At 38.6% G+C, this 26738-nt stretch carries 11 protein-coding genes and 1 tRNA gene; 8 read left to right on the forward strand and 4 right to left on the reverse strand.

Annotation, left to right across the window (positions count from 1 at the left end; translation table 11 throughout):
• Positions 1-82 precede the first annotated feature (82 nt).
• Positions 83-1318 carry an IS1595 family transposase gene (locus tag ABH942_RS08120; RefSeq protein WP_370030883.1) on the reverse strand — a complete coding sequence of 412 codons (1236 nt, stop codon included), beginning with the start codon at positions 1316-1318 and terminating at the stop codon, positions 83-85.
• A 508-nt stretch (positions 1319-1826) separates the two neighbouring features.
• Between ABH942_RS08120 and ABH942_RS08125 the strand changes: the two genes are divergently transcribed.
• The 4 genes from ABH942_RS08125 (at position 1827) to ABH942_RS08140 (ending at position 4092) form a co-directional block, all read left to right on the forward strand.
• Positions 1827-2528, forward strand: a complete 702-nt coding sequence (locus ABH942_RS08125) for a hypothetical protein (RefSeq protein ID WP_370030885.1) — start codon at positions 1827-1829, stop codon at positions 2526-2528.
• A 55-nt stretch (positions 2529-2583) separates the two neighbouring features.
• The gene (locus ABH942_RS08130) at positions 2584-3294 is read left to right on the forward strand and encodes a hypothetical protein (protein WP_370030887.1); all 711 of its coding nucleotides are present in this window, start codon (positions 2584-2586) and stop codon (positions 3292-3294) included.
• Positions 3294-3791, forward strand: coding sequence for a hypothetical protein (locus ABH942_RS08135; RefSeq protein WP_370030888.1), 498 nt, complete (start codon positions 3294-3296; stop codon positions 3789-3791). The genes ABH942_RS08130 and ABH942_RS08135 overlap by 1 nt, the downstream gene beginning before the upstream one ends.
• Positions 3792-3867: 76 nt before the next feature.
• On the forward strand, positions 3868-4092 hold the full coding sequence (locus ABH942_RS08140) for a hypothetical protein (protein ID WP_370030890.1): 225 nt from the start codon (positions 3868-3870) through the stop codon (positions 4090-4092).
• Positions 4093-4313: 221 nt separating this feature from the next.
• Here ABH942_RS08140 and ABH942_RS08145 read toward each other — a convergent pair whose 3' ends face one another.
• The 3 genes from ABH942_RS08145 to ABH942_RS08155 form a co-directional block, all read right to left on the reverse strand.
• On the reverse strand, positions 4314-6290 hold the full coding sequence (locus tag ABH942_RS08145) for a histidine kinase (RefSeq protein ID WP_370030892.1): 1977 nt from the start codon (positions 6288-6290) through the stop codon (positions 4314-4316).
• Positions 6291-6512: 222 nt separating this feature from the next.
• A complete protein-coding gene (locus tag ABH942_RS08150; RefSeq protein ID WP_370030894.1) occupies positions 6513-6965 on the reverse strand; it encodes a response regulator in 453 nt (150 codons plus the stop codon).
• Between the two features lie 14 nt (positions 6966-6979).
• Positions 6980-7537, reverse strand: coding sequence for a helix-turn-helix domain-containing protein (locus tag ABH942_RS08155; protein WP_370030895.1), 558 nt, complete (start codon positions 7535-7537; stop codon positions 6980-6982).
• A 172-nt stretch (positions 7538-7709) separates the two neighbouring features.
• Between ABH942_RS08155 and ABH942_RS08160 the strand changes: the two genes are divergently transcribed.
• The 4 genes from ABH942_RS08160 to ABH942_RS08175 form a co-directional block, all read left to right on the forward strand.
• Positions 7710-7781: transfer RNA gene (locus ABH942_RS08160), tRNA-Arg, on the forward strand.
• 1105 nt (positions 7782-8886) lie between these two features.
• On the forward strand, positions 8887-14922 hold the full coding sequence (locus ABH942_RS08165; protein ID WP_370030897.1) for a gliding motility-associated C-terminal domain-containing protein: 6036 nt from the start codon (positions 8887-8889) through the stop codon (positions 14920-14922).
• A 4-nt stretch (positions 14923-14926) separates the two neighbouring features.
• On the forward strand, positions 14927-16843 hold the full coding sequence (locus ABH942_RS08170; protein ID WP_370030899.1) for a PorP/SprF family type IX secretion system membrane protein: 1917 nt from the start codon (positions 14927-14929) through the stop codon (positions 16841-16843).
• 29 nt (positions 16844-16872) lie between these two features.
• Positions 16873-26738 (forward strand): hypothetical protein (locus ABH942_RS08175; protein ID WP_370030901.1); only part of this gene is annotated, 9866 nt, incomplete at its 3' end.

Raw genomic sequence — 26738 nt, forward strand, 5'->3', positions numbered from 1 at the left:
CAGTAAATTTCTACAAGATAATATTTAAATAAAAAGGGTAATTTATTTTGGCATCACCAAGTATACTAAATTCATTTTCCTTTTAAGCAATCAACTCCCTGTACATCAATTTTTCATCTGCATTTATCAGCGATAAATTAAACCTTTCGCCATCTGTCATGTGTCTTGTGTTGTATCTATAAGCAAATTCATCGCAGTATCTATGCAGATGTTTTGGACTAGCAACATGATAAATGCCATTAATTCCTCGTTTAAGATGGCTCCAAAATCCTTCGATGCCATTTGTATGATAAGGCCCCATTTTGTATATCCCTTTGTTGTGAAGAATAACACGATGCCTAAACTCTTTTGAGAGTCCACTATATGCACGCCAGCCATCTGAAACTATTATGCTGCCACATTTTACTTTATCCTCTATTATTGGCTTCAACGTGCGACCACTAGTATTCTTAACGACCACAGTGTAAACCATGCCGTTACAGAGCATTCCAAATACTGGGACTTTAGACTTTAAGCTTCTACCTTGGCTATTCTTAGTTCTCTTATCCAAGTTCCTATTTAGGTTCTTACCGCCAACATACGTTTCATCTACTTGCGTAATTCCATCAAACTTGAATTCAACATTGTTTTTAAATGAATTACGTATTCTGCTTAACATGAACCAAGCAGTTTTCTGCGTTACATTTAAGTCCCTATGTAACTGTAAACTGCTTATTCCTTTCTTGTGTGATGAAAAAAGATAGATTGCAATAAACCACTTCCTTAATGAAACATTTGAACCGTCAAACATTGTTCCGACTGTAACAGTAAACCTACTTCTACAATCCTTGCATTTATAAAGACCTTTAAAGATTCCCTTATTTTTTAATCTGTAATGATTTTCTCGTTTGCTTCCACAATGTGGACATATAGGTTCTCCATTCCATCTTAACTGTTCAAGATGTTCACGACAAGCATTATCGTTATTCAGAACATCAATCATGTGAACCATTGACTTAAATATAGAGGCCGTATCTAGTTCTATGTTAGGATGTTTTGCCATTATTGATTTATTAAATATAATACTTTTAGGCGAAACAGGTAAGGTTTTACTTACTTTTTTATTGCGAGTTGTTAACAGTTTTAGAGGTTCAGGAAACCTAATCTCCTTGATTTTTAAAGGCTTTACGTGAGATGTCTTTTTAAAGATCACACGTAGCATATCCTCACACGTTTCTTCCAGCGGAGTAGGTTCTCTTTTAGGAATGTAAGGTTTGCAGTCGAACTGGGTATCGTTGTACTCGTAGCAAGAAGTGAAGTCAAATTTAATAGCAGCCATAATTTTTAATGTTTAGAATTATGGCGGTATGTAACAACATTGAAAAAAGTTTTGCACCAATTTTAAAAACAATGAAAAGGCCAGCATTTGCTGACCTTTTCGTGTAATGTTGTTAAGTTATAAATATTAAGTAAAATGAAAAAATCACTCAAAAACGCAAGGCGAAGGTCTAATTTCAGTTATCGACTGATTTTGTCTTAAATTAGCTTCTCAATTTTTGGTACATTGAAGTATATAGGTGTCATAAAAAATTAATTAATAATAATTTGGAATATGCTGCACTTTTATTTCATGAATACAGGCACGCCTGGCAATATAACAGTGGAAAATACGATAAATGGTCTAATTTATATAAAATGACACCCTATTCGAATGGATATGAAGATTTAATGGAAAGAGACGCATATTGGTTTCAAATACAAATGGGTGCTGGATCTTTTTTTGAAGCTTATTCAAGATATGAAGATTTTAGAAAGAAAACCGGCTACATAAAATTACCTTATTAATTATGAAAAAAAGATTATATATTATTCCTTGTTTATTTGCTTTTTTTTCTTGTAAAAAAAATACTACTGATAAATTAGAATTAAAGATTCTAAACGATACACTTATTGCGTATGATTTTGATTTAAAAAAAGACACTATAAATCTTTTACAGTTTGAAGTACAAAATAACTCAGAAATTATATATTATTTCAACCCTTTAATTAATACAAACAGTCTTTTTAATCAGTCTGTCAGTAAAAATGATGTTTCATTAAAAATTTATAACAAAAAAGATAGTCATGAGGTTAGCTATAAAGAGCTTCCTTCTAATTTTGGATCTGATAAATCTTTTCGTGATTCAGCCATTAGATACAATTTCGAACATTTAACATTAGATCTGGAAAGACTAAAAGCTTCTGACAAGTTTAGATATTACGCTAACAAAGAACAGAGCAACTATTTCTTTATTCATCCGAAAGAAAAATTATTCTTTGAAATTTATATAAATTTAACTGACACACTAAATTCTGAATATGGTCGCAGTAGATTTGCCTATTTAAAGAAAGGAAATGATTATTTTGCAAAAATGTATTTAACAAGTGATTCGACTATGATAAAATCGGAACTACCAAGGAATATTCTAAAAACTATAAAAGAAAATAATGTAAAAGTCTATCATGGTATTCTTGAAAGCAAAAACAACATACCTGTAAAAGTTTTTTAAATTTTTAGTTCAATCAAAATTAACAATAGATTGACTGATATTAATTAAAATCATATTGAGATCGAAGGTTTTTGGCGCGCGCAAATATGAAACCCGTAAAATTTCCTCTCCTCAGTTTTCAAATTTTCAGGCTTCTGAAGGATGGCAAAATAACGGATTTCAAAGTGTGGGATATAAGGTTGATCATGGTAGCATCACTATGCCAACTCAACACCATTTCTTGGGAATAAACATGACCGCTCTTTCTCAAGGAAATTTTCTCGAAAGATTCGCATACGAAACTGCCAACGCAATTAATATTCCTATACAATATCTGATGTTTAGAAGTGTCAACGATGGCAGTATGAGAAATTTAGACGGTACATCTACAACCTCTGATCAATTTGTTATAACCATAGGCACTATGCCTTTATCAGCTGCTGGCGGTGCTAGAACTGCTGCTGCACTTGAAAATCCGTTTTCTTTAAATGGCGGATATGGTATTTTTGGCAAGAATGGACTAAATGTAGGTAATTATCGTGTAGAAATGATGTATGCCAATCCCTCAATTAATAGTCCTAAAGCAGGCACTTTCTTTTCTTTAAAACAAATGAAACCCGGAGGAGCTCTGTGGAGATTGGATAACGGAATTATTCATGGAACAGACCAAATGCGATTACATTCAACAATTAGATTCTATTGGAAGGGAATTAAGTACGGGAGTACAACTCAAAGATATTGGTATCCATCATCATTTAAACCTCCATTTTTTAAACCTTTAAAGTAATGAGAGAACTAATCATATACAGTAAGCATGACAACAATTTGTGTTCAATAAAATCTGTCGATAATACTCATTCAGGTGAATACTACTTACGAGCTATTATTAATACACTATTAAATTTAACTGGAGGAAAATTTTATGTTGAAGTAAGCAGACCAAATTATGGCACAACGCACTTAAAAGAAAACTTAAAACAGATCATGGTTGATAATAATAGTTTTAAGTCCTCAAGTTTTGAGGTTTCGTTTTTTAGCGATGGTATTAGTGAAGAATTAATGGAAATTCTACCCCAACTTTGGTTTGCATACGAACATACTGCCTTTTGTTTTTTTATGGAAAATGAAATTGAAGTTGATGTCAAAAGAAGACCTTGGCATGAAATTACTACAAATACAAAATCATATGTTTTATTCAAATGGGTAGAAGAAGATGTTCTTTGGATTGGGAAAAGTAATGAGTTAGAGTTTGATTTAGTGCGAAAAATAAACAATATTTTTTAGTTTTTTGGTAACAATGGAAAAAATTAAAAACATAGAGAAAATAACAACTATTTATGATTCCTAGAAACCGTCTGACATGGCTTTCATAAAATCAATTGAATTATCAATGGATAATTTGACTATAGCTTTTTATTGCCAACTGAGAAATAGTGTTATTGGCTGGCCTGACATTTCAAAGGATTTTTTCGAAATAGTATTAACATTTAAAAATGCAACTAATTTGAAGCTCGATTTTGTTAACCAAGGCCCCCAACAAATTTCCGGTTTTGATATTCAGGACATATCGGATAATGGTTTATAAAAAATAAATTTTCAGATTGAAGACTATGAAAATGGAATAATTAACTTTAGTTGTCAAGACATTGAAGTAAATAATCTTTCGGAAGAAAAGCCTATATTTTTTTTTAATTCATGAAATGTCTGATTGCTAAAACACCCAAGTGGAAACAAATAAATCCTGATATTTCTATCAGGATTTTTTTATACAATATTCTCAATGTCATAACTTTCAAACAAAACACCTTAACTCTCATAAATATAAGGTATTTCAAAAACGACCTTAGCTCCCAAAACCTTCTCGTCTTTATCTTTTATCGTATCGGTCTGTACGACAAAATCCTGGTTTTTGGTGTAGCTAATCAAACGTTCCTTGGTAATAGTCATTGCCAGTGACTTGTGGTTGCTTATGGTTTTTGGGGCATCAAATCCTTTTCCGTTATCGAAAATTTCAAAAAACAGCTTATTTTCTTTAAGGTAAAAGCGGATATCGATCTTGCCATTTTGATCTTTATCTGCCAGACCATGTTTTATGGCATTTTCGATAAAGGGCTGTGTCAGCATCGGTGGCAAAAACAGGGATTCCTGATCGATTGCTTCATCAACAACAAGTGTAAAGCTGAATTTGTTGCTGTATAAAAGCTGTTGGATGGATAAGTAATTTTCCATCATGCCTACTTCTTCCTCTAACGAAATATAATTTTCATTTGAATTCTCCAGAATCTGTCGGGTCAATACTGAAAATTTATTCAGGTAGCTTATGGATTCTTCCTCTTTTTTCTCACGGATTAGTCCTTGGATGTTACTAATCGAATTAAAAATAAAATGGGGATTCATCTGCGTAATCAGCAGTTTTTGCTTTATCTGATTTTTCTCAAGTTTTGTAATTTCTTGCTTTTGCTTCGTATTTCTGTAATAAAAATAACCGCCAATCAGCAATAAGAAAAGCGCTCCGGAAAGCCCCATAAGCCAATTGTTTTTGACCTCAGCTTTCTTTTGAGCCGCCAACTTATAATTTAATTCCTTTTTCTCGAAATTGTATTTGAGAAGCTGTTGTTCCAACTCATTCTTTGAAGCCTGGATTTGGCTGGAATCTACTATTTTCTCGTGAAACTGATACATTTCAAGGGCTTTTTCAAAATTTTTGGTCGCTTTGCTGATATCATAAATAAGCTTTGCTCCGTGATCCTGCAGGTCAATACTTCCCGTTTTTTTGCTTAACTGAAAGCCTTTCTCTGCGTACAACTCCGCTTTATTTAAATTATCTTTTTTGAAATACAAAGCAGCCAGTCCATAATGAGCAGAAGTCAAAGCCGCATCGTTTGTGGCGGCTGCGAGTTCTTTTATAGTCAAGATCTCATTAAATATTTTTTCTGCTTCGTCCAACTTACCGAGATTCATTTTTGCATTTCCTAATCGGGATAAAACAAGACCAGTGATGGTATAGTTTTTTATTTTTCTGGTTATCTGTAATGCCTTGTTACAATATTCTATTGCTTCTTCATATTTATGAAGGGATGAATAGGAATAGGCTATATTGGAGTAAGCCAGAGATTTAAGATAACTTGTATGGTCATTGGGCTCCTGTGCATACGAATCCTCATAAAAGCGAATTGCTTTTTGATTATAGCTTATTGCTTTTTGATGCTGCTTCTGCCCGATATAGATCTGTCCCAGACCAGAATAGGCATAAGCTAAATCATCTACATAATATTCTTTGTCCTTTTCAAAATATTTGACGGCGTCAAATATCAGCGGAATAGCCTTATCATCCTGATTCATTCGGACATATAGCGCTGCTTTTACCAGCTTTTGCCTGTACATCTCGTCGTAATATTTTATCGACTTAAAAAGAGCTATACTTTTATCATGATACACCAATCCTTTTTCGCGTTCTTTTGTAAAAGAATATTCTGTTCCTACCGTAGAATAGTAACTTGCCAGCCATAATGTGTACTTCTCTTTAAGTTCGGGAGTATTGCTTTTTTTATAGTTTTCCAGAGCAATTTTACCCATCATGTTATTCAACACATAATAATTCTTGTCCTGTTCCATATAATGATAATCCATAGCATCACTAATAGCTCTCAATTTTGTTGTATCGTGGAGCTTGGGATTTTTTATTAGGATTTTTATCGAATCGATGACTCTGTCTTGCGAATAGGAAACAGAAAAAGTAAATAAAAGCAGTAGGAATAAAGCTGATTTTGTAATTCTAGACATAGGCCAAAATAGATATAGTCATTAATTAAAGTTTCAAATGTAACTAATTAATAAGAATATTTTTAAGGCATGGTATTAGGTTTGTTTTAAGCCTGTTTTCGGCTAAATGGCAAAAGGTTCGAAAATTTTACTTTCAAGAAATTCTCCTTTATAAACTTTGCGGCTCTGCGGCTTTGCGAGAGATTGTTTCACGCAAAGCCGCAGAGCCGCAAAACAAAACCTTCAAATCCTAAAAAGAAAAGTACTCTTATCCAATCCCGAAGTATGAAACTGCCAGTTGATTTTTAATACGTCATGTAATGACTGTTTCAGTATTCCAAAATCATTTGGCTTTTTGATATAAATATTGGCACCGCCCACAAAAGTCTTATGAATGTCCTTTTCAGCGCTCGAAGTAGAATAGATCGCTATAGAAAGGTCTTTAAACTTGGAATGCCTACGTATTTCAGTCAAACAATCATCATATTTAGTACACAACATATTCAAGTCTAAAAACAAAATATGTGGCCGTTTTTTATTGTGTGCATCATGCAGATAATCCAGTAACTCATCTCCATTACTAAAAAGGGTCAATTCTACATCCAATCCCAGTTCTTCAATAGCGTCCCGAAACAATTCACGATCTTCCAAATCATCGTCTGCAAGTGCAATATACATTTTCTCTGCTTTTTCCATAGAAAACCATATTTTTAGTTAGTATGTGCATTTTTTTTACGTTCACTGATAATTTTCTTGAATGCTGAAGGAGAAAGTCCTGTTACTTTTTTAAACTGTCCGGAAAGATGCGCAACACTGCTATAACTTAACAGACAAGAAACTTCTGTTAACGACAACTCTTGTAGCAAAAGTTTTTTGGCTCGCTCAATTTTTTGCAATATGATATAGTTCTCAATTGAGGTGTGCGTATACTCTGAAAAAACAGCCGAAATATAATTGTAGTTCATCTGCAGCCTTTCCGCCAAATAACAAGAAATTTTAGACATCGGGAGCTTATCTCGTCCTACCATTTCAATAATCGTATTTTTAATCCTTTGGATAAGCTGTCCTTTTTGATCGTTCAGTACGTCTATGCCATAACGCTGCAGGTTATTTTTTAAGGTTAAGAAAAGAGCCATTGGTACATTTTTCTGGATTATTACCTCACCCAGATCCTGCGTTTCATAAGCAATACCCAGCTCTTCTAACTGTTCTTGTAATATTACCTGGCAAGCCCTATTCACATCATATTTGATGTAAGTCTTCTTCATGATTCTCTTAGTTTACGATCATCATAAATATAGCAAATAAACAATCTACTAGGAAAAATTTTAGCAATCCATTAGCAAAGGTTCAAGGTTTTATAAAAATTCAAAAACATAAACATCATAAAAACTTCAAGAGTTTTAATAAATCATGTTTTGTTTTTTATTTTTGCATTATGGCCTCGTAGTTCAATGGATAGAATGGGAGTTTCCTAAACTTTTGATGCAGGTTCGATCCCCGCCGAGGCTACTCTAAAACCCTAATTTGTTACCTGAACAGATTAGGGTTTTTTATTTTGAAAAATACAGTATAAAAACGTACTCTTTGTATATTTAGATTCTCATTAATCCTATTTATGAAGAAAGTATTTTTTCCTTTTCTATTCTATTGGCTTTATTCTAGGCACATTCAGCTGTAAAAACCAACCAGCTTATAACTTGCATCAAAAATCGAAAAGTATATAGAAAAAGTTGTCTTGCTACTAAAAACAAATTCTGTAAACAGGAACAAGATTGATTAGGATGTTTCTCAAAATGAGGACTACAATTCGCGCAAGGAAGTCAATAGGTTGAAGACACTTATCCGACTATTAGTTGTGCCTTATTTCTCTTAACTCGCTTTAAATCTCCAATATAAAAAACCAGTTATTCTGATATACAGCCAGTTATTCTTAATATCATACCAGTTATTACTTTATGATTGTCAATACCATAGTAAATACACAACTTTGTTACTATAAAAATGTATGCGGTCTAAGGAAAAGATCCGGACAGCGTTAGATAGGCTCATGAATGACTTCATCTAAAGAAAAGTGTCTCTCGCTTCGTTCTGCAAGTGATTAGGGATTAGTACGACACGAGCAAAGGAGACACTTTTTATCTGTCAATATTTTAAAAATATTCTTTTATAAAAGAAGCAATTAAAGGAAGCGTGCTCTGAATAATTCATTGGTTATTTTGATTGGTAATAGTAATTAATATGAAAAACAATAAAGAGCCGCTTTCTTTTTATATATAATCCATTTGGATTTTGAAAATAGCCGAGAAAAAAACATATCAGAAAACCAAACAAAACCGTTCAATTTTATATTATTAAAATTTTAATTAAAAAAATTTAGTCGATTAAGTGTATATTTTTATCGACCAAATACATTTTTTTACTATTTTTGAAACCAATCAAGATGTAAGAAAGAATTGTAGGAATTCAAATTTTGGTAAAATTTAAGAAGTGTTAAATTTTAATGAGGAAGTGATTATAAGACAAAAGGGAAACATAAATAGTTATTGATATACAATTTGGGGGAACTGTATAATTCAATAGCATTACTAAAGTATTGATAACTTTAAGGTTTGCCATGAAAATATATAATCTGCGGAAAAAACTATGTTTGCTTTACTGCTTCCTTTTTGGGTTGTGTTTTGTGGGCTCCGGCTATGCGCAGATTACTATCTCAACGCCTTCAATAGCCTTCACGCAAGCCTGCGCATCGGCAAGTTTCAATACTTATAACTTTTCATTTTCATTTTTTCCGGTTCAAAACCTAGGTGCTTCCAACCAATTTATTGTAGAACTGTCAGACAGGAACGGAAGTTTTACAAATCCGGTCATAGTCAAAACACTCACCAATACAACCTCCCCGGTTTCGAGCAATTTTAATCTGCCAACAGACACTTATGGCGAAGGTTATCGAATTCGCGTTAGGAGTACCAATCCAGTAAAAGTAAGTCCAAACAGCAATGCTTTTGCTGCCTATTATGCCGTACACAATCAGGCTTTCTCAATAAACGGAAACAACAGCACCGTAACGCTCTGTGGAGCAGAAGACTTTCTTTTGCAAATCGATAACAATGGAACATCTGCATCACCTCTCTACTATCCGGCATTAAATTACAAATGGTATAAAAATTTTATCGAAGTACCGGGTGAACGTGGTCCGTCGCTGCTCGTATCCCAACCTGGCTCCTATTATGTAATTGTTGACTACGGAACCTGCGTCATGAACTCTTATTCCAATATTGTTCAGGTACAGGCACAAAGTCCTATCAGCCCTGTTATTCAAGCCGAAAACAATTCAACCGCAATTTGTCCGAATAGCACCCGCACACTCACGAGCGTACTGCAAAATGCCGGTTATACCTATAAATGGTATAAAAACAATAATCTTATTCCCGGTGCTACAAATCCAACCTATGCAGCTACCGAAGAAGGTATTTATCACCTGGAAATTACAGTAGCAGGTTGTACTTTCGAGTCGAATCCTATCGCATTGGAAGTTATCGACTTTAACCTGTCTCTCAGCACACCTTCTCAGATTGTAATGATACCGGGCGAGACCATTACTGTCAACACTATAACCGATGCCCAGAATCCGCAATTCCAATGGCATAAAAATAACTCCGTCTTGCCTGGCGCAACACAAGCAGCCTTAAATATAACACAGGCCGGAGACTATACCGTCTCCGTAACCGAAGCACAGCCCTGCAACATAACAAAAGAAAGTTCAGTATCGGTCGTCTATCCTTTAGACTTTGATTTGGAAGTTCAAACCGGAGCAGGATATGTCTCTTGTGCCAGCACTGCTACAACATTATCGATTGCCCAATTTGACGCGATTACCCAAAATAACACCATAAGTCTTATGGGTAATAGCTATAATTATAGTTACCAATGGTATAAAAATGGCAGCACTGTAGCTGGTGCAACTACTTCTTCCCTAACTATAAATAGCCCGGCCGACAACGGAAATTATGTGTTAAAAATTACAATTCCTGATTTTGGTGTTATTACTTCCAACATCCTAGCTGTAAATCTCGCCCTTGAAAATATTGCCATAACCACTAACGGCCCTTTCTGTGAAAACGGAACCGTTTTACTCTCATCAAACGTTACCAATACGGCCTATAGCTACCAATGGTTTAAAAATGACATCGCAATAGCAGGAGCTGTTTCCAGTACCCATACTGCTACAGAAGAAGGAAATTACTACCTCATTGCTACAAGCGGAACTTGTACAAAACAATCAAACACTGTCGGATTGCAGATTCCTACTTTCACAGTTACTGCAACTTCACCAGCCATTGACATACTAATACCGGGAGAACAGAAAACACTATCTGTTGCTACAGATGCTGTTGCGCCTCAATTTGCCTGGTTCCGAAACAATGATCCAATTCCGGGCGCCAACCAAAGCAGTTATATTGCCACACAAAACGGTACCTACAAAGTTGTAGTCACGCAAAACCAAGGCTGTCTTGTCCAAAAAGAAAAAGTATTCGTATTGGAATATCCTACCGGGTTTGAAGTAACCATTGCTCCTCAAGCAGGCTATATGGCTTGCGGCAACGGACCTGCTGTACTATCGATTACCCGCTTTATCGCCAATACTTCACAAGGAATAATCGATCTGACTAACAGGGCGAATAGCTATGCTTATCAATGGCTTAAAAACACTTCGCCTGTTACAGGAGCCACGGGCACAAGCCATACCATAACCGGCGCAGCAGAAAACGGAAGCTATACGCTAAGCATAACCCTACCAGATTTTGCACCCGTAGTTTCTAATGCCATAGATGTAAAGCTATCGCCAGAAAACACAACAATCAGCAGTTCGGGAGCACTTTGCGAAGGAAGCAGCGTCACCCTTTCCTCAACTGTTACAAACCCGGCCTATAGTTACCAGTGGTATAAAAACGACAATCCAATTCCGGGAGCGAATTCCGGCAATTACATTGCAAATTCCGAAGGAAACTATTACCTTATAATCAGTCACAGCGGATGTACAAGGCAGTCAAATGCCATTACACTGACAATACAACCAATTAACATAGCCAGTACTTCGCCGGCAACAGATATCATTCTGCCGGGAGAAACCAAAACCCTTTCGGTAACGACGGATGCGGCAGCACCGCAGTTTGCCTGGTTCCGAAACGACGATCCAATTCCAGGAGCTAACCAAAGCAGCTATACCGCCACACAAAACGGCACCTATAAAGTCATCGTTACACAAACCCAAGGCTGTAATGCTACTGCCGAAAAAATATTCGTCTTGGAATATCCTACCGGATTTGATGTAACTATTGCTCCTGAAACGGGTTATACCGACTGTGGTAATGGTCCCGTAACGTTATCCATCACCCGTTTTATCGCGAATACTTCACAAGGAATAATCGACCTGACCAATAGGCCAAATAACTATGCTTACCAATGGCTTAAAAACACTTCGCCTGTTACAGGAGCCATGGGCACAAGCCATACTATAACCGGCGCAGCAGAAAACGGAAGCTATACCCTAAGCATAACATTACCTGATTTTGCGCCTGTAATTTCTAATGCTATAGACATAAAGCTATCGCCAGAAAACACCACAATTAGCAGTTCGGGAGCTCTTTGCGAAGGAAGCAACGTCACACTTTCGTCAACTGTTACAAACCCGGCCTATAGCTACCAATGGTATAAAAACGACAATCCGATTCCGGGAGCGACTTCCGACAATCATATCGCAGATACGGAAGGAAATTATTACCTTATAATCAGTCACAGCAGCTGTACAAGGCAGTCAAATACCACTACCTTGACAATAGGGCAGATTAATGTGTCCAGCACTTCACCGGCAACAGACATTATCCTTCCTGGAGAAACCAAAACACTTTCAGTAACGACAGATGCAGCTTCTCCACAGTTTGCCTGGTTCCGAAACGATGATCCGATTCCGGGAGCCAACCAAAGCAGTTATACCGCCACACAAAACGGCACTTATAAAGTCATAGTTACACAAACCCAAGGCTGTAATGCTACTGCCGAAAAAATATTCGTCTTGGAATATCCTACCGGATTTGATGTAACTATTGCTCCTGAAACGGGTTATACCGACTGTGGTAATGGTCCTGTAACGTTGTCCATCACCCGTTTTATTGCCAATACTTCCCAAGGAATAATCGACCTGACCAATAGGGCAAACAGCTATATTTATCAATGGCATAAAAACACTTCGTCTGTTACTGGAGCCACGGGCACAAGCCATATCATAACCAGTGCAGCAGAAAACGGAAGCTATACCCTAAGCATAACCTTGCCAGATTTTGCGCCTGTAGTTTCAAATGCTATAGACATAAAACTTTCACCCGAAGACACTATAATCAGCAGTTCGGGAGCACTTTGCGAAGGAAGCAGCGTCACACTTTCGTCAACTGTTACAAACCCGGCCTATAGTTACCAATGGTATAAAAACAATAATGCGATTCCGGGAGCAATTTCCGACAGTTATATTGCAGATGCTGAAGGAAATTATTACCTTATAATCAGTCATAGCGGATGTACAAAACAGTCGAATGCCATTGCCTTGACAATAGGACAGATTAGTATCGCCAGCACTTCTCCTGCTACAGACATCATCCTTCCGGGAGAAACCAAAATACTTTCAGTAACGACAGATGCAGCTTCTCCGCAGTTTGCCTGGTTTAGAAACGGTGACCCTATTCCGGGAGCCAATCAGAGCAGTTACTCGGCTACACAAAACGGTACTTACAAAGTCGTAGTCACCCAGACACAAGGTTGTAATGCAACCGCTGAAAAAGTTTTTGTATTGGAATATCCGACAGGATTTGACAGCACCATCAGTGCCAATTCAGATTATCAGCAATGTTCCAGCACATCTATCACATTGAGCCTTTCCAGTCTTATTGCAATCATTCCTACAGGAAATATTCCTGTAACCAATACTTCCGGATATGCTTTCCAGTGGTTTAAGAATGGTGATCCTGTAGTTGGAGCCATTGTTTCATCATTAACGCTTAACAATCCGTCAGAAAATGGTACTTACAAACTCCAAATTACTTTGCCGGATTTTGCCCCGATTGTCTCCAACGATATAACGGTGAATCTTTTCTCAGGCCAGCCATTGTTTATTACAGCCGTTGGACAATTATGCCCTGAAAATCCACAGATCACAATTAGCAGTAATTTTTCAGATAGTTCCTATACTTATACCTGGTTCAAAAACGGAGATGAAATTGGCACAGGAAATAACACCAACTTTACTGCTACAGAAATAGGCACTTATAAACTTACTGTAAATACGGGAAGCTGTACATTCGAATCGAACACTCTGCAAATACAGGAAAGTGATTTTAACCTTACGCCAAACAGTCCATTAACCGATACGATTATTCCTGGCCAGGTAAAGACCTTATCCATAACAACAGATGCTTTACAACCTACTATCGACTGGTTCCGATATGATATACAGATAAGCAACTCCAACAGCAGCTCTTTTGCCGTAAACCGAGACGGAGACTATAAAGCCGTTGTAAGACAAACACAAGGATGCGACATTACCAAAGAAACTGTTTTTAACCTGCGCTATCCGAATGAAATGAATGTCACAATAGCTGTTGTTGGCGATTTCCAACAATGCAACAGTACTACAGCCACATTAAGTATTGCTTCATTCAACGCTATAGCCCCAGGCGGTTCAGTAAGCGTTTTAAACAACACATACAATTATCAATACCAATGGCTCAAAAGCGGACAACCAGTACCAGGAGCTACAGCGACATCTTTAACACTGAACAATCCTAATGATATTGGCAGCTATACATTACAGGTCACAATTCCTGACTATACTGTCATTCTTTCAAATGCCATTACTGTCAATTTGAGTTTTGCCAGCGAAGTAGTCATTTCTACAAACGACATACTTTGTTCTTCCGAATCTGCCGTTACGATGAGAAGCAATGTCAACAATCCGGAATACACTTACAAATGGTATAAACAAGGAAATACAACCGTGATTGGAACTGAAAGCTCACTTACCGTAAACACTGCGGGAAATTACTTTCTGGTTGTAAGCTATCTGGATTGTACTGTTACCTCTAATACTCTTGAAGTCGTTCCATTTGATATGTCACAGATAACAGTAGACTCTCCTAGAGATATCACACTCATTATAGGCACTTCAATCACGCTGACAGCAAGTGGTGCTCATAGTTACGAATGGTATTTTAATGACGCAGTCGTTTCCAACAGTCCTTCCGTAACAATAGAAGAACCCGGAACTTACAAACTCATTGCTAAAGTGGGCGGATGTCAGGTAACTAAAGAATTTATAGTTACCGGAATGGAAAACAATATGATGGCTATCCCGAACGTCGTGACTCCAAATGGAGACGGAATCAACGATACCTGGAACCTGCCTACTAAATATGTAAATAACCAAAATGTTGAAGTAGTCATTTATGGCCCTGATGGTGCCATTGTTTTCAGATCGACAAGATACTTAAACAACTGGCCGGAAAGTTCCTTTACCTATTCCCTAAAGAATCCTGTATACTATTATACAATTATGGAAGGCAATAAGATTACCGAACGAGGTTCAATAACAATTGTAAAATAATTAAATGATAAAAAACTACCTCGCCTTATCTTTTTTTATTTTCCTCTTCGCCTTTACCACCGTAAGCGCGCAGGATGCTCCTGTGCTTACATTTAACCTTCCGTCACAGAATAACTTAAAATACAATCGCTTCCTGCAGAACCCGGCGTTCTCTTTTGTAGGCGAGGATAATACTTATGTTTCGCTATACCACAGAAACCAATGGATACAATTTAACGACTCCCCTAAAGTATACATGCTTGCTTATACCGGGAAATTTTCTGAAAGATCCGGATTAGGCTTCGGGCTCTACCAACATAATCTGGGCGTAATTGTAAGCTTTGGCGGAATTGCAAATTATGCCTACAACGTGAAGCTAACTGAAAAGATGGACCTGACCTTTGGATTTAATTTTGCCTATTACAACAGCGGTATCGATCGAAACAGAACGGTGACCGAAGAACCAGACCCTATATTGTTAGCGATGCGAAACAACTCTTTGTTAAGTATTAAGCCTGGATTTAGCCTCAGCTATGGTGATCTCAACTTTGGTGTATATGCCGAAAACTTTATCGATTATGATTTCAAATCCAGTAAACTGGCAAAAGATTATTCTGATAAGACTTTTTCAGCCCACATCATGTATTCTCATGAAATGAGTTCGCTTACAGATATGTTCGAGGGAAGCAGCTTCAGACTGATGGCTCGCGGAAAAGTAAATCAGGAAAGTGATTTGGGATTGAGCGGATCTCTGTTGGTAGACTTTCCGAAATTCGGATGGTTCCAAACCGGAATCGATGACTTTTACGGTGTAGGTGTTGGATTGGGATTCCATTTTACAAAAAAACTTTCTTTAGGTTATACTTATGAAAGAACCATTAAGGAAGGACTTGTTAATCTGGGACCTACACATGAAATTACTATGGTTTTTTCTTTCAAAGACAGGGTTCTCGCTAAGAAAAAAACGCTGACGGCTAAAGATACTCTGGAACAAATCGAAGCAATCGACAAAAAAATAGCTACAAAGAAATCAAAAGCCGGAAAACCTGAATTTGACAAAGACCTGGAATTAGAAAAACTGCGCCTACAGATGGACGACAGTAATATGCACCTTTTAGATATGCTTATGCAGGAAGACTCGCTGGAAAACGTTCGCAAGGCAGAATTTGAACAGAAGGTAAAAAACCTGATGGACTACGTCAAAAGAGAAAACAGTGCCAAAGAAGACAATGCCAGGCCAATTACACTCCGAAAATCAAAAGCGGGCAAAAAAATAGTCCCAAAAACTATGGAGGATCTGAAAGATGCTGAAAACGGATATTATGTCGTATCAAAATCGGCTGATGGAAAAGATGATTCAGTCATTATAGAACGACATGAATCGTTGCCGGAAGCCTTAAAATCCCATGCAAAGAAAAAAGCATCAGGTAAAGAAAAAGACCTCTATATCATACATGTAGACAATCCCGAAGAACTCGGGTTAGACGAGAACCACAAGAACGTTGATAATAATTCCAAAAACAAAAATGATGAAACACAGAGCAGCCAGGAAAGTTCCGTAGAACAGTTCCTTAATGACGAAAAAGCGCAACGAGAGATAAGCGCCAAGACAGAAGAAGAAATCAAGGAATTCTATTCCAAGAAGACAACGAAACCTCGAGAAGCTCCTAAAAAAGGCAACAAACTATCGGTAGCAGGACTGGAAACAGGCTATTATATTATCGCTAATGTTTTTGCCGCTCAGGAAAATACTGAAAAATTCATGGAGAAAATGAAAAATAGAGGTGTTGAGACAAGCTATTTTATAAACCCTAAAAACAATTTCAGATATGTCTACTTGAAAAAGCACTCATCCTGGAGAGAAGCCTTAATTTCTTATTATTCAAATGTGGACAACTCCTACTTTGACCCCATTTGGATAATGAGCATTAACACCAATTAAAAAAAAATACCACACTAAAAACAAAAACAATGCACCAGCTCCCAAATCATGTTCATAAGGCAATCATTCTGCTTGGATGCCTTATTCTATCCTGTTTTAGCGCTCAGGCACAAGTCGCCGTCCCTTTTTCGCCCAGGCTCCAAAATGGAAACTTAAAAGTAAAAGGAGACATCCTCTTCGTTGGAAACAATATTGTTAACAGAGCTTCCGCAAGTAATCCTAGCGAAGCAAACACACCTTATGACGGGCCACTTGCCAATGACAGATTCAATATGGAATATATTGATATCGATGGCGATCCCTCCACATTCAGTTCAAGTTCGGCAGATTTGGCCCTTACCGGAACTTGTTCTAAAATAGTTTATGCGGGTTTATATTGGGCCTCAGCCTATCCGTTTGAAAGAAGTACAAATCAAAATTCCGCATGGCAGGGAACGCCAAGATTTAACGATTGGAATCAGGTCAAGTTCAAACTGCCAGGTGGTTCCTATATAAATTTGACAGCAGACAACAATCCTGATCCTGCCGGAGATGAAGATGCCATCATATTTGACGGCTACAATGCTTCAAATATTCCTGCTTCATTTGACAATGCCCCTATTATATGTTATAAAAACGTAACCAATCTCGTCAGAGGATTGGCAAATCCAAACGGAACATACACACTAGCAAATCTACGTGCAGCAAAAGGCCGTAGAATAGGAGGTTGTTCTGCGGGCTGGGTAATGGTTATCATTTATGAAAATCCTACTATGCCGGCAAAATTCATCTCTACTTTTGACGGATATGTCGGAGTACAAGGAAATGTAACTGCTGACATTAATGTAAACGGATTCGTTACGTTACCACCTCCTTTTCCGGTTCGTGCAAAACTAGGTGTAGGAGCTTTAGAAGGAGATTTCGAAATTACTGGAGATAGACTTAGAATTAAAGCCAATTCAGTTGCCACTTTTACCGATGTTTCCAACACGCTGAATCCGGCAAATAACTTTTTTAATTCTTCGATCACCAACAATAATGCACAGGTTCCAAACAGGAATCCCTACGGAACCAATACGCTGGGGCTCGACCTGGATATGCTCAACCTGTCCAACCCGCTAAACGGAATATTGCCCAATAATGAAACAGGAGCTACCCTGAGGATGGTAACTTCTGGAGACACCTACGGAACCTTCTTGGCTTCCTTTGCTGTTGAAGTTATTGAGCCCGAAATAAAACTAGTCAAGACCGTAAGAGATATTAGTGGTAACAATATTGGCGGAGCCGATGTTACTCTCGGCCAGGTTTTGGACTATGTATTGACTTTCCAAAACATCGGAAACGATGATGCACAAAATCTTACTATCAGGGATATCCTTCCTGAAAACACCTTTTTTAACTCCATAGACTTAAGCGGAGCTCCGGGAGTCACTTATGTTTATAACCCGACTACAAGGCAGGTAACTTTTACTGTACCCAACAATCTTGTCGAAATTGGCGATCCCGTTTATACTATCAAAATTCGTGTTCAGGTAGTAAATACTTGTAGCGAGCTGACAAATGCCTGTTCTAACATCATACAGAACCAGGCCTATACAACATATCGTGGTGTCTTGAACGCCAATGTCATCTCAGACGATCCCAGCGTTGCCGGATTGGATTCTTGCGGATTAGGAGTTCCTGGCCCTGCGAATTTCCTTGTTGATATTGACGAATGTTCTTTCAGAAGAAGCGAAATTCTTTGTGGTACTTCAGTAGTACTGACTGCCGGTTCTGGTTATGCTTCTTATCAATGGCATAACGCCAGCGGTGCAATTATCGGAAATACCCAAAGTATTACAGTAACCACTCCGGGAGAATATTATGTAATCAACACTCCTACTCCACCTTGTATCGGAATTACAGAATACATCACAGTAACCCGTTTTGGTACAACCCAGACCAACCCGGTACTGCCTTTTGCAGATGAAATCGCAATGTGTCCAAATAACGGTGAAGAACTTCCGAATATATTCTTATGCGGATTAAATGACAGCCGATTCATCCAGACTAACATTACCGATGCCGTGAGTATTATTTGGGAGAAGCTCGACGAGGCCAGCTGTGCAGCTGTAGGCATCGATAATTGTCCTAATAAAAACCCTGCTTGCGTTTGGAATCAAGTAGGAACGGGAACCAATTTTAATGCAACACTTGCAGGACAATATCGTGTAGTCATCAATTATCAGAACGGATGTTTCAACAGGTATTATTTCAACGTATATACCAACCTTTTAGATGCACATCACATTGTCCAAAATATAACCTGTAACACTGCAGGAAAAATTACAATAACCAATGTGCCTTCAACCTATGAATTCCAATTGGTCAACCAAAACACGGGAGCTGTTTTGGTACCATACCAAAGCAGTCCTATTTTCCCGATTGCTGTGGCTGGTTCTTATTTGGTGCAGATTAGGCAACAAGGTGTTACAGACGGTTGCGTATTTACTATTCCGAACATAGGTGTATCTAACTTAGACTTCCAGGTAAATATCATCACAAAAAATACATCGTGTAACGGTTTTGGAAGCATCAGACTACAGGCTTTAAATGTAAGACCGCAATATTATTACTCTATCACAGGTCCGAGTACTCTAAATGTGGGACCTTTGGCAGACAATGATTATGTTTTCCAAAATCTAAATCCGGGAACCTATACCGTTACTGTAAGAACTGACGACGGCTGTACTTTTACAAGCACGACAACTATTCTGGACAACAGTAACCTGAACCTGAATGCAACAATTCTTCAGAACATTTCCTGTACGCCGGGTAGCATCAAGTTGACACCTTCGGGTGGTGAAGCACCTTATGTATATGCTATTTACAGCATTAATGGAGCGTTGCAAAATCCAACACCAGGCGATTATACGGATATCGATATTTTTGAAATTCCTATCGGTCAGCAAGGAACCTATGTCTTCATTATGGTAGACAACAATAACTGTACGGCATTGTCAAATCCGGTAACGATCCAAAATCTTCCGGATGTAGTATTTACTACAAGTTTTCAAAATATTAAATGTAACGGTGCTAACAACGGAAGCATAACCTATACCGTAACAAATGCCAATGGTTTTTCTTATTCTTTTGAATTGCTGGATGCTTCGGGAACTGTAATCCGCACCAACACATCTGGTGTTTTTAACGGACTTGCTCCGGGAAATTATACAGTTAACTTTATCCAGAACAATGCAACAGGAAGCTGTTCTTTTCCTGCCAATTTCACATTGACACAACCATTGCCACTTACCGGAGCTGTAACCCAAACACAACCTTACAACTGTATCACTAATGGTGCCACCATAAGCATTACAGCTGGAAGCGTAACTGGCGGAACACTGCCTTATCAATACAGTATAGATGGTATTAATTTTGGAGCTGCAACTTCATTTGGAGGATTAACAACAGGAACCTATACTGTTACTGTTAGAGATGCTAACAATTGTACATTCAGTACAAACGCAATAACGATCAATCCACTTTCACCACCTACGAATATTCAGTTTTCGGCAACAGCACCAACTTGTCCTGCTTTGACTTCCAACGTAACTCTTACCGTTACCGGAGGAACAGGACCATTTGTTTATGAAATCACAGCACCGGCCGCGGCAGTAGCCAACAATGGAAATAATGCTGTGTTTTCCGGACTGGCTCCTGGAACTTATACTTTCAAGGTAACGGATGCCAACGGATGTTCTTTCAATAAAAACTACACCATTAGCCAAGTAACACCGATTGCTGTAACAGGACAACCTGTAAGCAATGTTGTTTGTTTTGGTGCAGCAAACGGTTCTGCAAGCTATACTGTAAGCGGATTCGGAACAACCTATAACTATATTATCAGAAACGGCTCGGGAACAACTGTTACTTCAGGAACAAATACCTCGACAGCTACCATTTCTGCGGGTAGCCTTCCCGCTGGAACCTATACAATTACAGTAACCGATAATGCAACAAACTGTACGGCTACAGCAAATGTTACAATCAACGCTCCGACTGCACCACTTGACTTAACGCCTACAGTGAGCCCTATTACTTGTATTGGAACTGGAAGTGTGAGCGCTCCGGCAACAGGCGGCTGGGGAACCTATCAGTACCAATTGGTATTGCCAAACGGAACTACAGTAGGACCTCAATCCAGTGCCATTTTCAATAACCTGACATTATCCGGAACTTACTCCATTTCTGTAAAAGATGCCAATAACTGTACGGTTACAAAAACATTCACGTTAAGCACTGTAACACCTCCTGTACTTTCTATAAATACCTCCTCAGACCTGTGCTATGACACGACAAACAGTGCTACAATAACCGTAGCCGTAACCGGAGGATTAGCTCCTTTTTCATATACGATTAATGGATCTGGCAATCAGACTTCAGGCACATTTGCCAATCTTACACCGGGAACCTATATTATTGAAGTAACCGATGCAAACGGATGTACCGCTTCTATTACCCAAATAATCGGACAACAACTTACAGCTGTTGCAGTATTGGAGAAAGGTCTGGATTGTACCTCTAGTCCGCATGCAAAAATTGATATTACAATTAATGGTGGACGAGCTCCTTATTCCTATCAGGCTTCTATTAATGGAGGCCCATATGCAGCCATTATTCCAGTTACCGGATCAGTTGTAAATTATGTTGTTGGTGCACCGGGAACCTATCAATTTCAGATTAGGGACAATATTGGCTGTATTGTACAAACAAACGTTATAACAATAGTACCATTAACAAATCCGTCCATACTTTCAGTAACTCAAACACAGAATATTTTATGTAACGGAGATAATAGCGGTGCCATTGCTATAGCAATAGACAATACTGTTGGAATAGCACCTATAGCAATTTCTGTAGTAAATACAACAACAGGTACAAATTTTGGTTCACAAACCTCTGGCTTGCCAGCTGGAAATTATACGATTACTATTACCGATAGCAATTCGTGTACCGATACCGAAACGATTACCTTATCGCAACCAAATCCTATTACTTACAACGTTGCCACCGTTGACATTACTTGTAATAATCCGGGAGGAACTTCTTATGGTGAGATTATCGTACAAAATGTATTAGGAGGAACCGGACCTTTCACTTACCACGTAAGCAATAACTTTGGCTATTCTGACATTTATAATGCTACAGCCAGAGAGAACCATTCTTTCCAAATCTTAGCTTTTGGTATCTATCAGGTTGATGTAATCGATGCTAATGGTTGTTCAGTTGTAAGAAGAAATATTATTATTGCTTCACCGCCAGACGATTTAGTAATAGATGTTTCCGCTGTAACAACAGACTGTCTGAATGGCGGAACCGCTAAAATTACAGTAACTTCAGCAGTAAGTAGCGGTAACTTTCAGTTTGCATTATTAGAATACAACACCATTCCGTATTCTAACAATTATCAGCCTGCCGACCCGGGAACACCGGAAACGACAACTTTCACAGGATTAACTCCTGGTGTAACCTATACCTTTGTTGTGTATGATGTGGTAACACAATGTTACTATTTTAAATCTGCAAACCTTCCAATCGATTCTCCTTCCAACCTGACAGCTACACTTGACGTTGTAAGCAATGTTTCTTGTACAGGAAGCGGAAACGGAAATGTTTCGTTCACATTCAGCAATTATGATACTGGAGCAACTCGGGTAGATTATGAAATCTTCAATGCACAATCCAATACGACAACAGGAATAACCGGAAGTTCTTCCGCACTTCCGGGTGGGCCTGTTACAGTAAATAATTTTGGTACGCTTCCTCCAGGAAACTATTATATCTTATTTACAGAAGTTGGTGGTGCTTTTGCCGGATGTACGAATGCCTCTGCTATATTTAGCATAAGCCAATCTACAAACTTATTGCAAGTAACAGCAACCGTAACCAAAAACGACAACTGTAGTACCAATGCAGGACAAATTACGGCAACAGGACAATACGGAACAGCTCCTTACCAATACCAATTAGTAGCTGCAGGAGATCCGGCACCTACTGTGGCTACCTGGACAGGAACATCAGTAAATGTTTTCAATACAGAGGGAGGTAATTACACTGTATATATCAAAGATGCAAACAATTGTATCCAATCTGCTCCAATTGCATTGCCAACTGACACTGCCCCTGTTATTACTGCGGCTATTACAAATCAATGTAGCACTGCCGAAGGCAGTTTTACAATCCAAGTAGACAGAACGGTAAACGGAGTAGCTCCTTATACTTATAGCATAAACGGAGCTGCATTCCAAACTCAGGCGGCTGCATCTTTCACCTATGATAACCTTTCTTCAGGAAGTTATACAATTCAAATAAAAGATGCTAACGGTTGCGGGAATACGGTAACCTTACAAATTTTTGCTCCGGTAAACCTTACTCCGGTAGCAACATTACAGCCTAGCTGCGCTAATAACGATGGAGAAATTACTGTAACTCCATTTGGAGGTTCCGGTAATTATGAATACGAACTTCAGGACGGAACGGGTACGACCATTGTTGCTTCCCAGGTATTAGGCAATTTTACAGGTCTGGCTGCAGGAAATTATATCATAGTAATTCACGATACGACATCAAGCTGTAACGAACAGGCAGCAATTTCACTAGAAGTTCCTACACCGGTAACTTTTTCCACTACCTCTGGAAACGTTAGCTGTAATGGTGGCTCTAATGGAATAATTACGATAACCTTGCCAACTTCAAATGACAATCCGCCTTATACCTATTCGGTTAATGATGGAGTTAATCCGGTTATAACGCAGAACACTCCGGTATTTACTGACCTGCCAGCGGGAACTTATACAGTCACTGTAAAATCAGGCAAAAATTGCTCTGATACTAAAACTGTAATTATCACTGAACCATCACTTTTAGACATCAACGCTTCGGCAACAGTCTTTACCTGCAATGCTTCTAATACAGTGACTATTTCAACTCTTACGGTGACCGTTGAAAATGACGGAACAGGAAATCCTTCGGGAACAGCTCCTTATTCGTATAGCATAGACGGTACAAATTTCTTCCCAACTCCAACATTTGATATTGTTGACAATGGAAGCACACAGAATATAACCGTAACGGTAAAAGACAGCAATAACTGTACGAAAACCACAACAGTAACTATTAATCCATTACCGGAAATAACAGCAGTTGCAGCAGTTCGTGGAACAGCAATTACCTGTACCAATGACGAAACTGTACAGATAACCGTAACTGGCGGTTCAGGAGATTTCACTTTTGATGTCTTGCCATTAGGATCACAGACTTCTGTTACTCCGGGACCAGGAAATAATACCGCAACATTGACACTGACGCAACCTGGAAGCTATACCTTCCAAATAACAGACAATGTAACAGGATGTTATATGCTTTCCGTTCCTTACGAAATCCTGCCATTTGATACGATAGAAGTAATAGCATCAAATCCTACTCCGGTAACTTGCTTTGGAGATTCAGACGGAAGCCTGACAATTAATGTGACAGGATATACCGGTGCTTATTCGTATGATGTTGTTAATGCTGCCGGAACAACCGTAGCAACAGGAAATGGAAGTACTGCTGTAAATCCATTTACGATAACTGGTTTATCAGCAGGAAATCTTCATGTCGTAATTACAGCTACAGGTACACCTTTTTGTTCAGACGACTCAAATACGGTAACTGTTACTTCTCCTGATAGTCCTTTACAATTGACTGCAAATCAGACAGCCAATGTAACATGCGACAACAATCAGGGAGAAATCATAGCTTCTGCCACTGGCGGATGGGGAACTTATGTATATCAATTGGTAAATACTACAACATCTACTACAATTCAGGCCTATGCAGCTAATAGCACTTTTACAGGCCTGGCTGCAGGAAACTATACCGTATCAGTAAGAGATTCTGGAGGCTGTATTGTAAATCAAACAGTTGTTTTGATACAACCGGCCCTTATTTCGGCTACTATAAATTCTTCCGTTACTCAAGTACTCTGTCATGGTGACAATACAGCCATGATTGAAGCCATAACTGTAACAGGAGGACAAGGAAGTTATCAATTTATCTTGAATCAATATGATGCTGCAGGAACAACAATAGTATTGAGTTCCGGGCCGCAAACAAGTCCGCAATTCCCAGGACTTGGAGCTGGAATCTACAGCATCACAATTACAGACGGCTGGAATTGTGACCTCACAACACCGACGCTGACCATCACTGAACCAACTCCGGTTCAAGGATTCTTATCTGCAAACAGCAACATGACTTGCTTGACACAGGCAGAAATCAGCGTATCCGGTTCAGGCGGCACACCGCCTTACCAATTCAGTGCTGACGGAATATCTTATTCCAATACTTCCATATACACTGTAGGACCTGGTACGTATCAATATTATGTGAGAGATGCTAACGGATGTCAGGCAGTATTGACAAACCAGGTAACCATATTGCCGGTTCCGGCCTTGCAGTTAAATCTTGATCTTAGCAGTGCTTCAATAAACTGTTCGGGAGAATCTACAGCGGCTATTACAGCCAACGCAACCGGAGGATTAGGCAATTATATGTATGAATTGTTAGACGGATCATCCAATGTTTTGGCCGGACCTCAAGCAACAAACAGTTTTACCGAACTTCCGGCAGGAAACTATTATGTTCGTGTAGTAAGCCTTGATTGTAGAGAAACATCGTCCGTTATCAACATCGCAGATCCTGCCCGATTAAATGTAGGCCATATTAAAAAGGACGTCCTTTGTTTTGGAGATGCCAACGGAAGCATTGAAATCCACACTACAGGAGGAACAGGAATTATTCAATATGCAATATCTCCTAATCTCAACCAATTTGTTACAGACAATCTATTCGATGCACTTCCTCCAGGAAACTATGACGTTATTGTTCAAGACCAAAAAGGTTGCTTCGAATTGTTAAATATCAACATTTTAGAACCGGCTCCATTGATTGCAACAGTAGATGCAGTAAATCCAGAACTTTGCCTTAATGATGCTGACGGTTCAATCTCAATCAGCATTACCGGAGGAACAGGAGATTATCTTGTAAGTCTTGACAACATTACATTCGTGCCTGTTGTGGGTAACCTGCATACTTTCACGAATCTGGTTGGCGATACCTTATATCTGATTTATGTAAGAGATTCTAACGGATGTAATGTAAATCCGCCAGTAGAACAATATATGGATCCTGCAGTAGAAGTAATTCCAGATGTATCAATACAGACAAATTGTACCAATAATGTACCTGGAAATATAGTAACTGTAACCGTAAATGTTGAAGTTGTAAATGATGTACAATATTCTTTAGACGGAATCAATTATGTTGCTTCTAACACATTTACAAACCTTGCGCCTGGAAACCATATTGCTTATGTACAGCACCAGAACGGATGTACAAAACAGTTTCCATTTACAATTGACAATTTGTTACCTATCACTGCAACTCCAAATGTAACAGCTAACGTGTTATGCTTTGGAGATGCCACAGGAAGTATTGAAGTAACCGCTACCGGAGGAACAGGAACTATAGAATACGCCATATCGCCTGCCTTTGCTTACGGAACTTCAAACACGTTTAGCAATCTTCCGGCGGGAACCTATACCGTCAAGGTAAAAGACAATATCGGTTGCGAGGTCGAACTGACAAACATCACGGTAACCCAGCCTGCAGCAGTGCTTTCGGCAACAGTCGGAGGAACGCATGAAATCTGCTTGGGAGACAATAACGGTACGATAACCATAACGCCAGCGGGTGGAACGGCGCCTTACTATACAAGCCTGGATTCTAACAACCCGACCGACTTTGTACTAGGACAGCTGAACTACACGAACCTGAACGGCGGACAGACATATACCATCTATGTAAAAGATGCCAACGGTTGCCAGATCAC

Origin of the sequence: Flavobacterium sp. 28YEA47A, from assembly GCF_041262125.1 — a bacterium.
Lineage (GTDB): Bacteria > Bacteroidota > Bacteroidia > Flavobacteriales > Flavobacteriaceae > Flavobacterium.

Bases quoted from the DNA above. Each gene is read 5' to 3' on its own strand.
- ABH942_RS08170 (WP_370030899.1), top strand. From the start codon at position 14,927: ATGATAAAAAACTACCTCGCCTTATCTTTTTTTATTTTCCTCTTCGCC.
- ABH942_RS08140 (WP_370030890.1), top strand. From the start codon at position 3,868: ATGGCTTTCATAAAATCAATTGAATTATCAATGGATAATTTGACTATA.
- ABH942_RS08150 (WP_370030894.1), bottom strand. From the start codon at position 6,965: ATGGAAAAAGCAGAGAAAATGTATATTGCACTTGCAGACGATGATTTG.
- ABH942_RS08120 (WP_370030883.1), bottom strand. From the start codon at position 1,318: ATGGCTGCTATTAAATTTGACTTCACTTCTTGCTACGAGTACAACGAT.
- ABH942_RS08145 (WP_370030892.1), bottom strand. From the start codon at position 6,290: ATGTCTAGAATTACAAAATCAGCTTTATTCCTACTGCTTTTATTTACT.
- ABH942_RS08155 (WP_370030895.1), bottom strand. From the start codon at position 7,537: ATGAAGAAGACTTACATCAAATATGATGTGAATAGGGCTTGCCAGGTA.
- ABH942_RS08125 (WP_370030885.1), top strand. From the start codon at position 1,827: ATGAAAAAAAGATTATATATTATTCCTTGTTTATTTGCTTTTTTTTCT.
- ABH942_RS08165 (WP_370030897.1), top strand. From the start codon at position 8,887: ATGAAAATATATAATCTGCGGAAAAAACTATGTTTGCTTTACTGCTTC.
- ABH942_RS08135 (WP_370030888.1), top strand. From the start codon at position 3,294: ATGAGAGAACTAATCATATACAGTAAGCATGACAACAATTTGTGTTCA.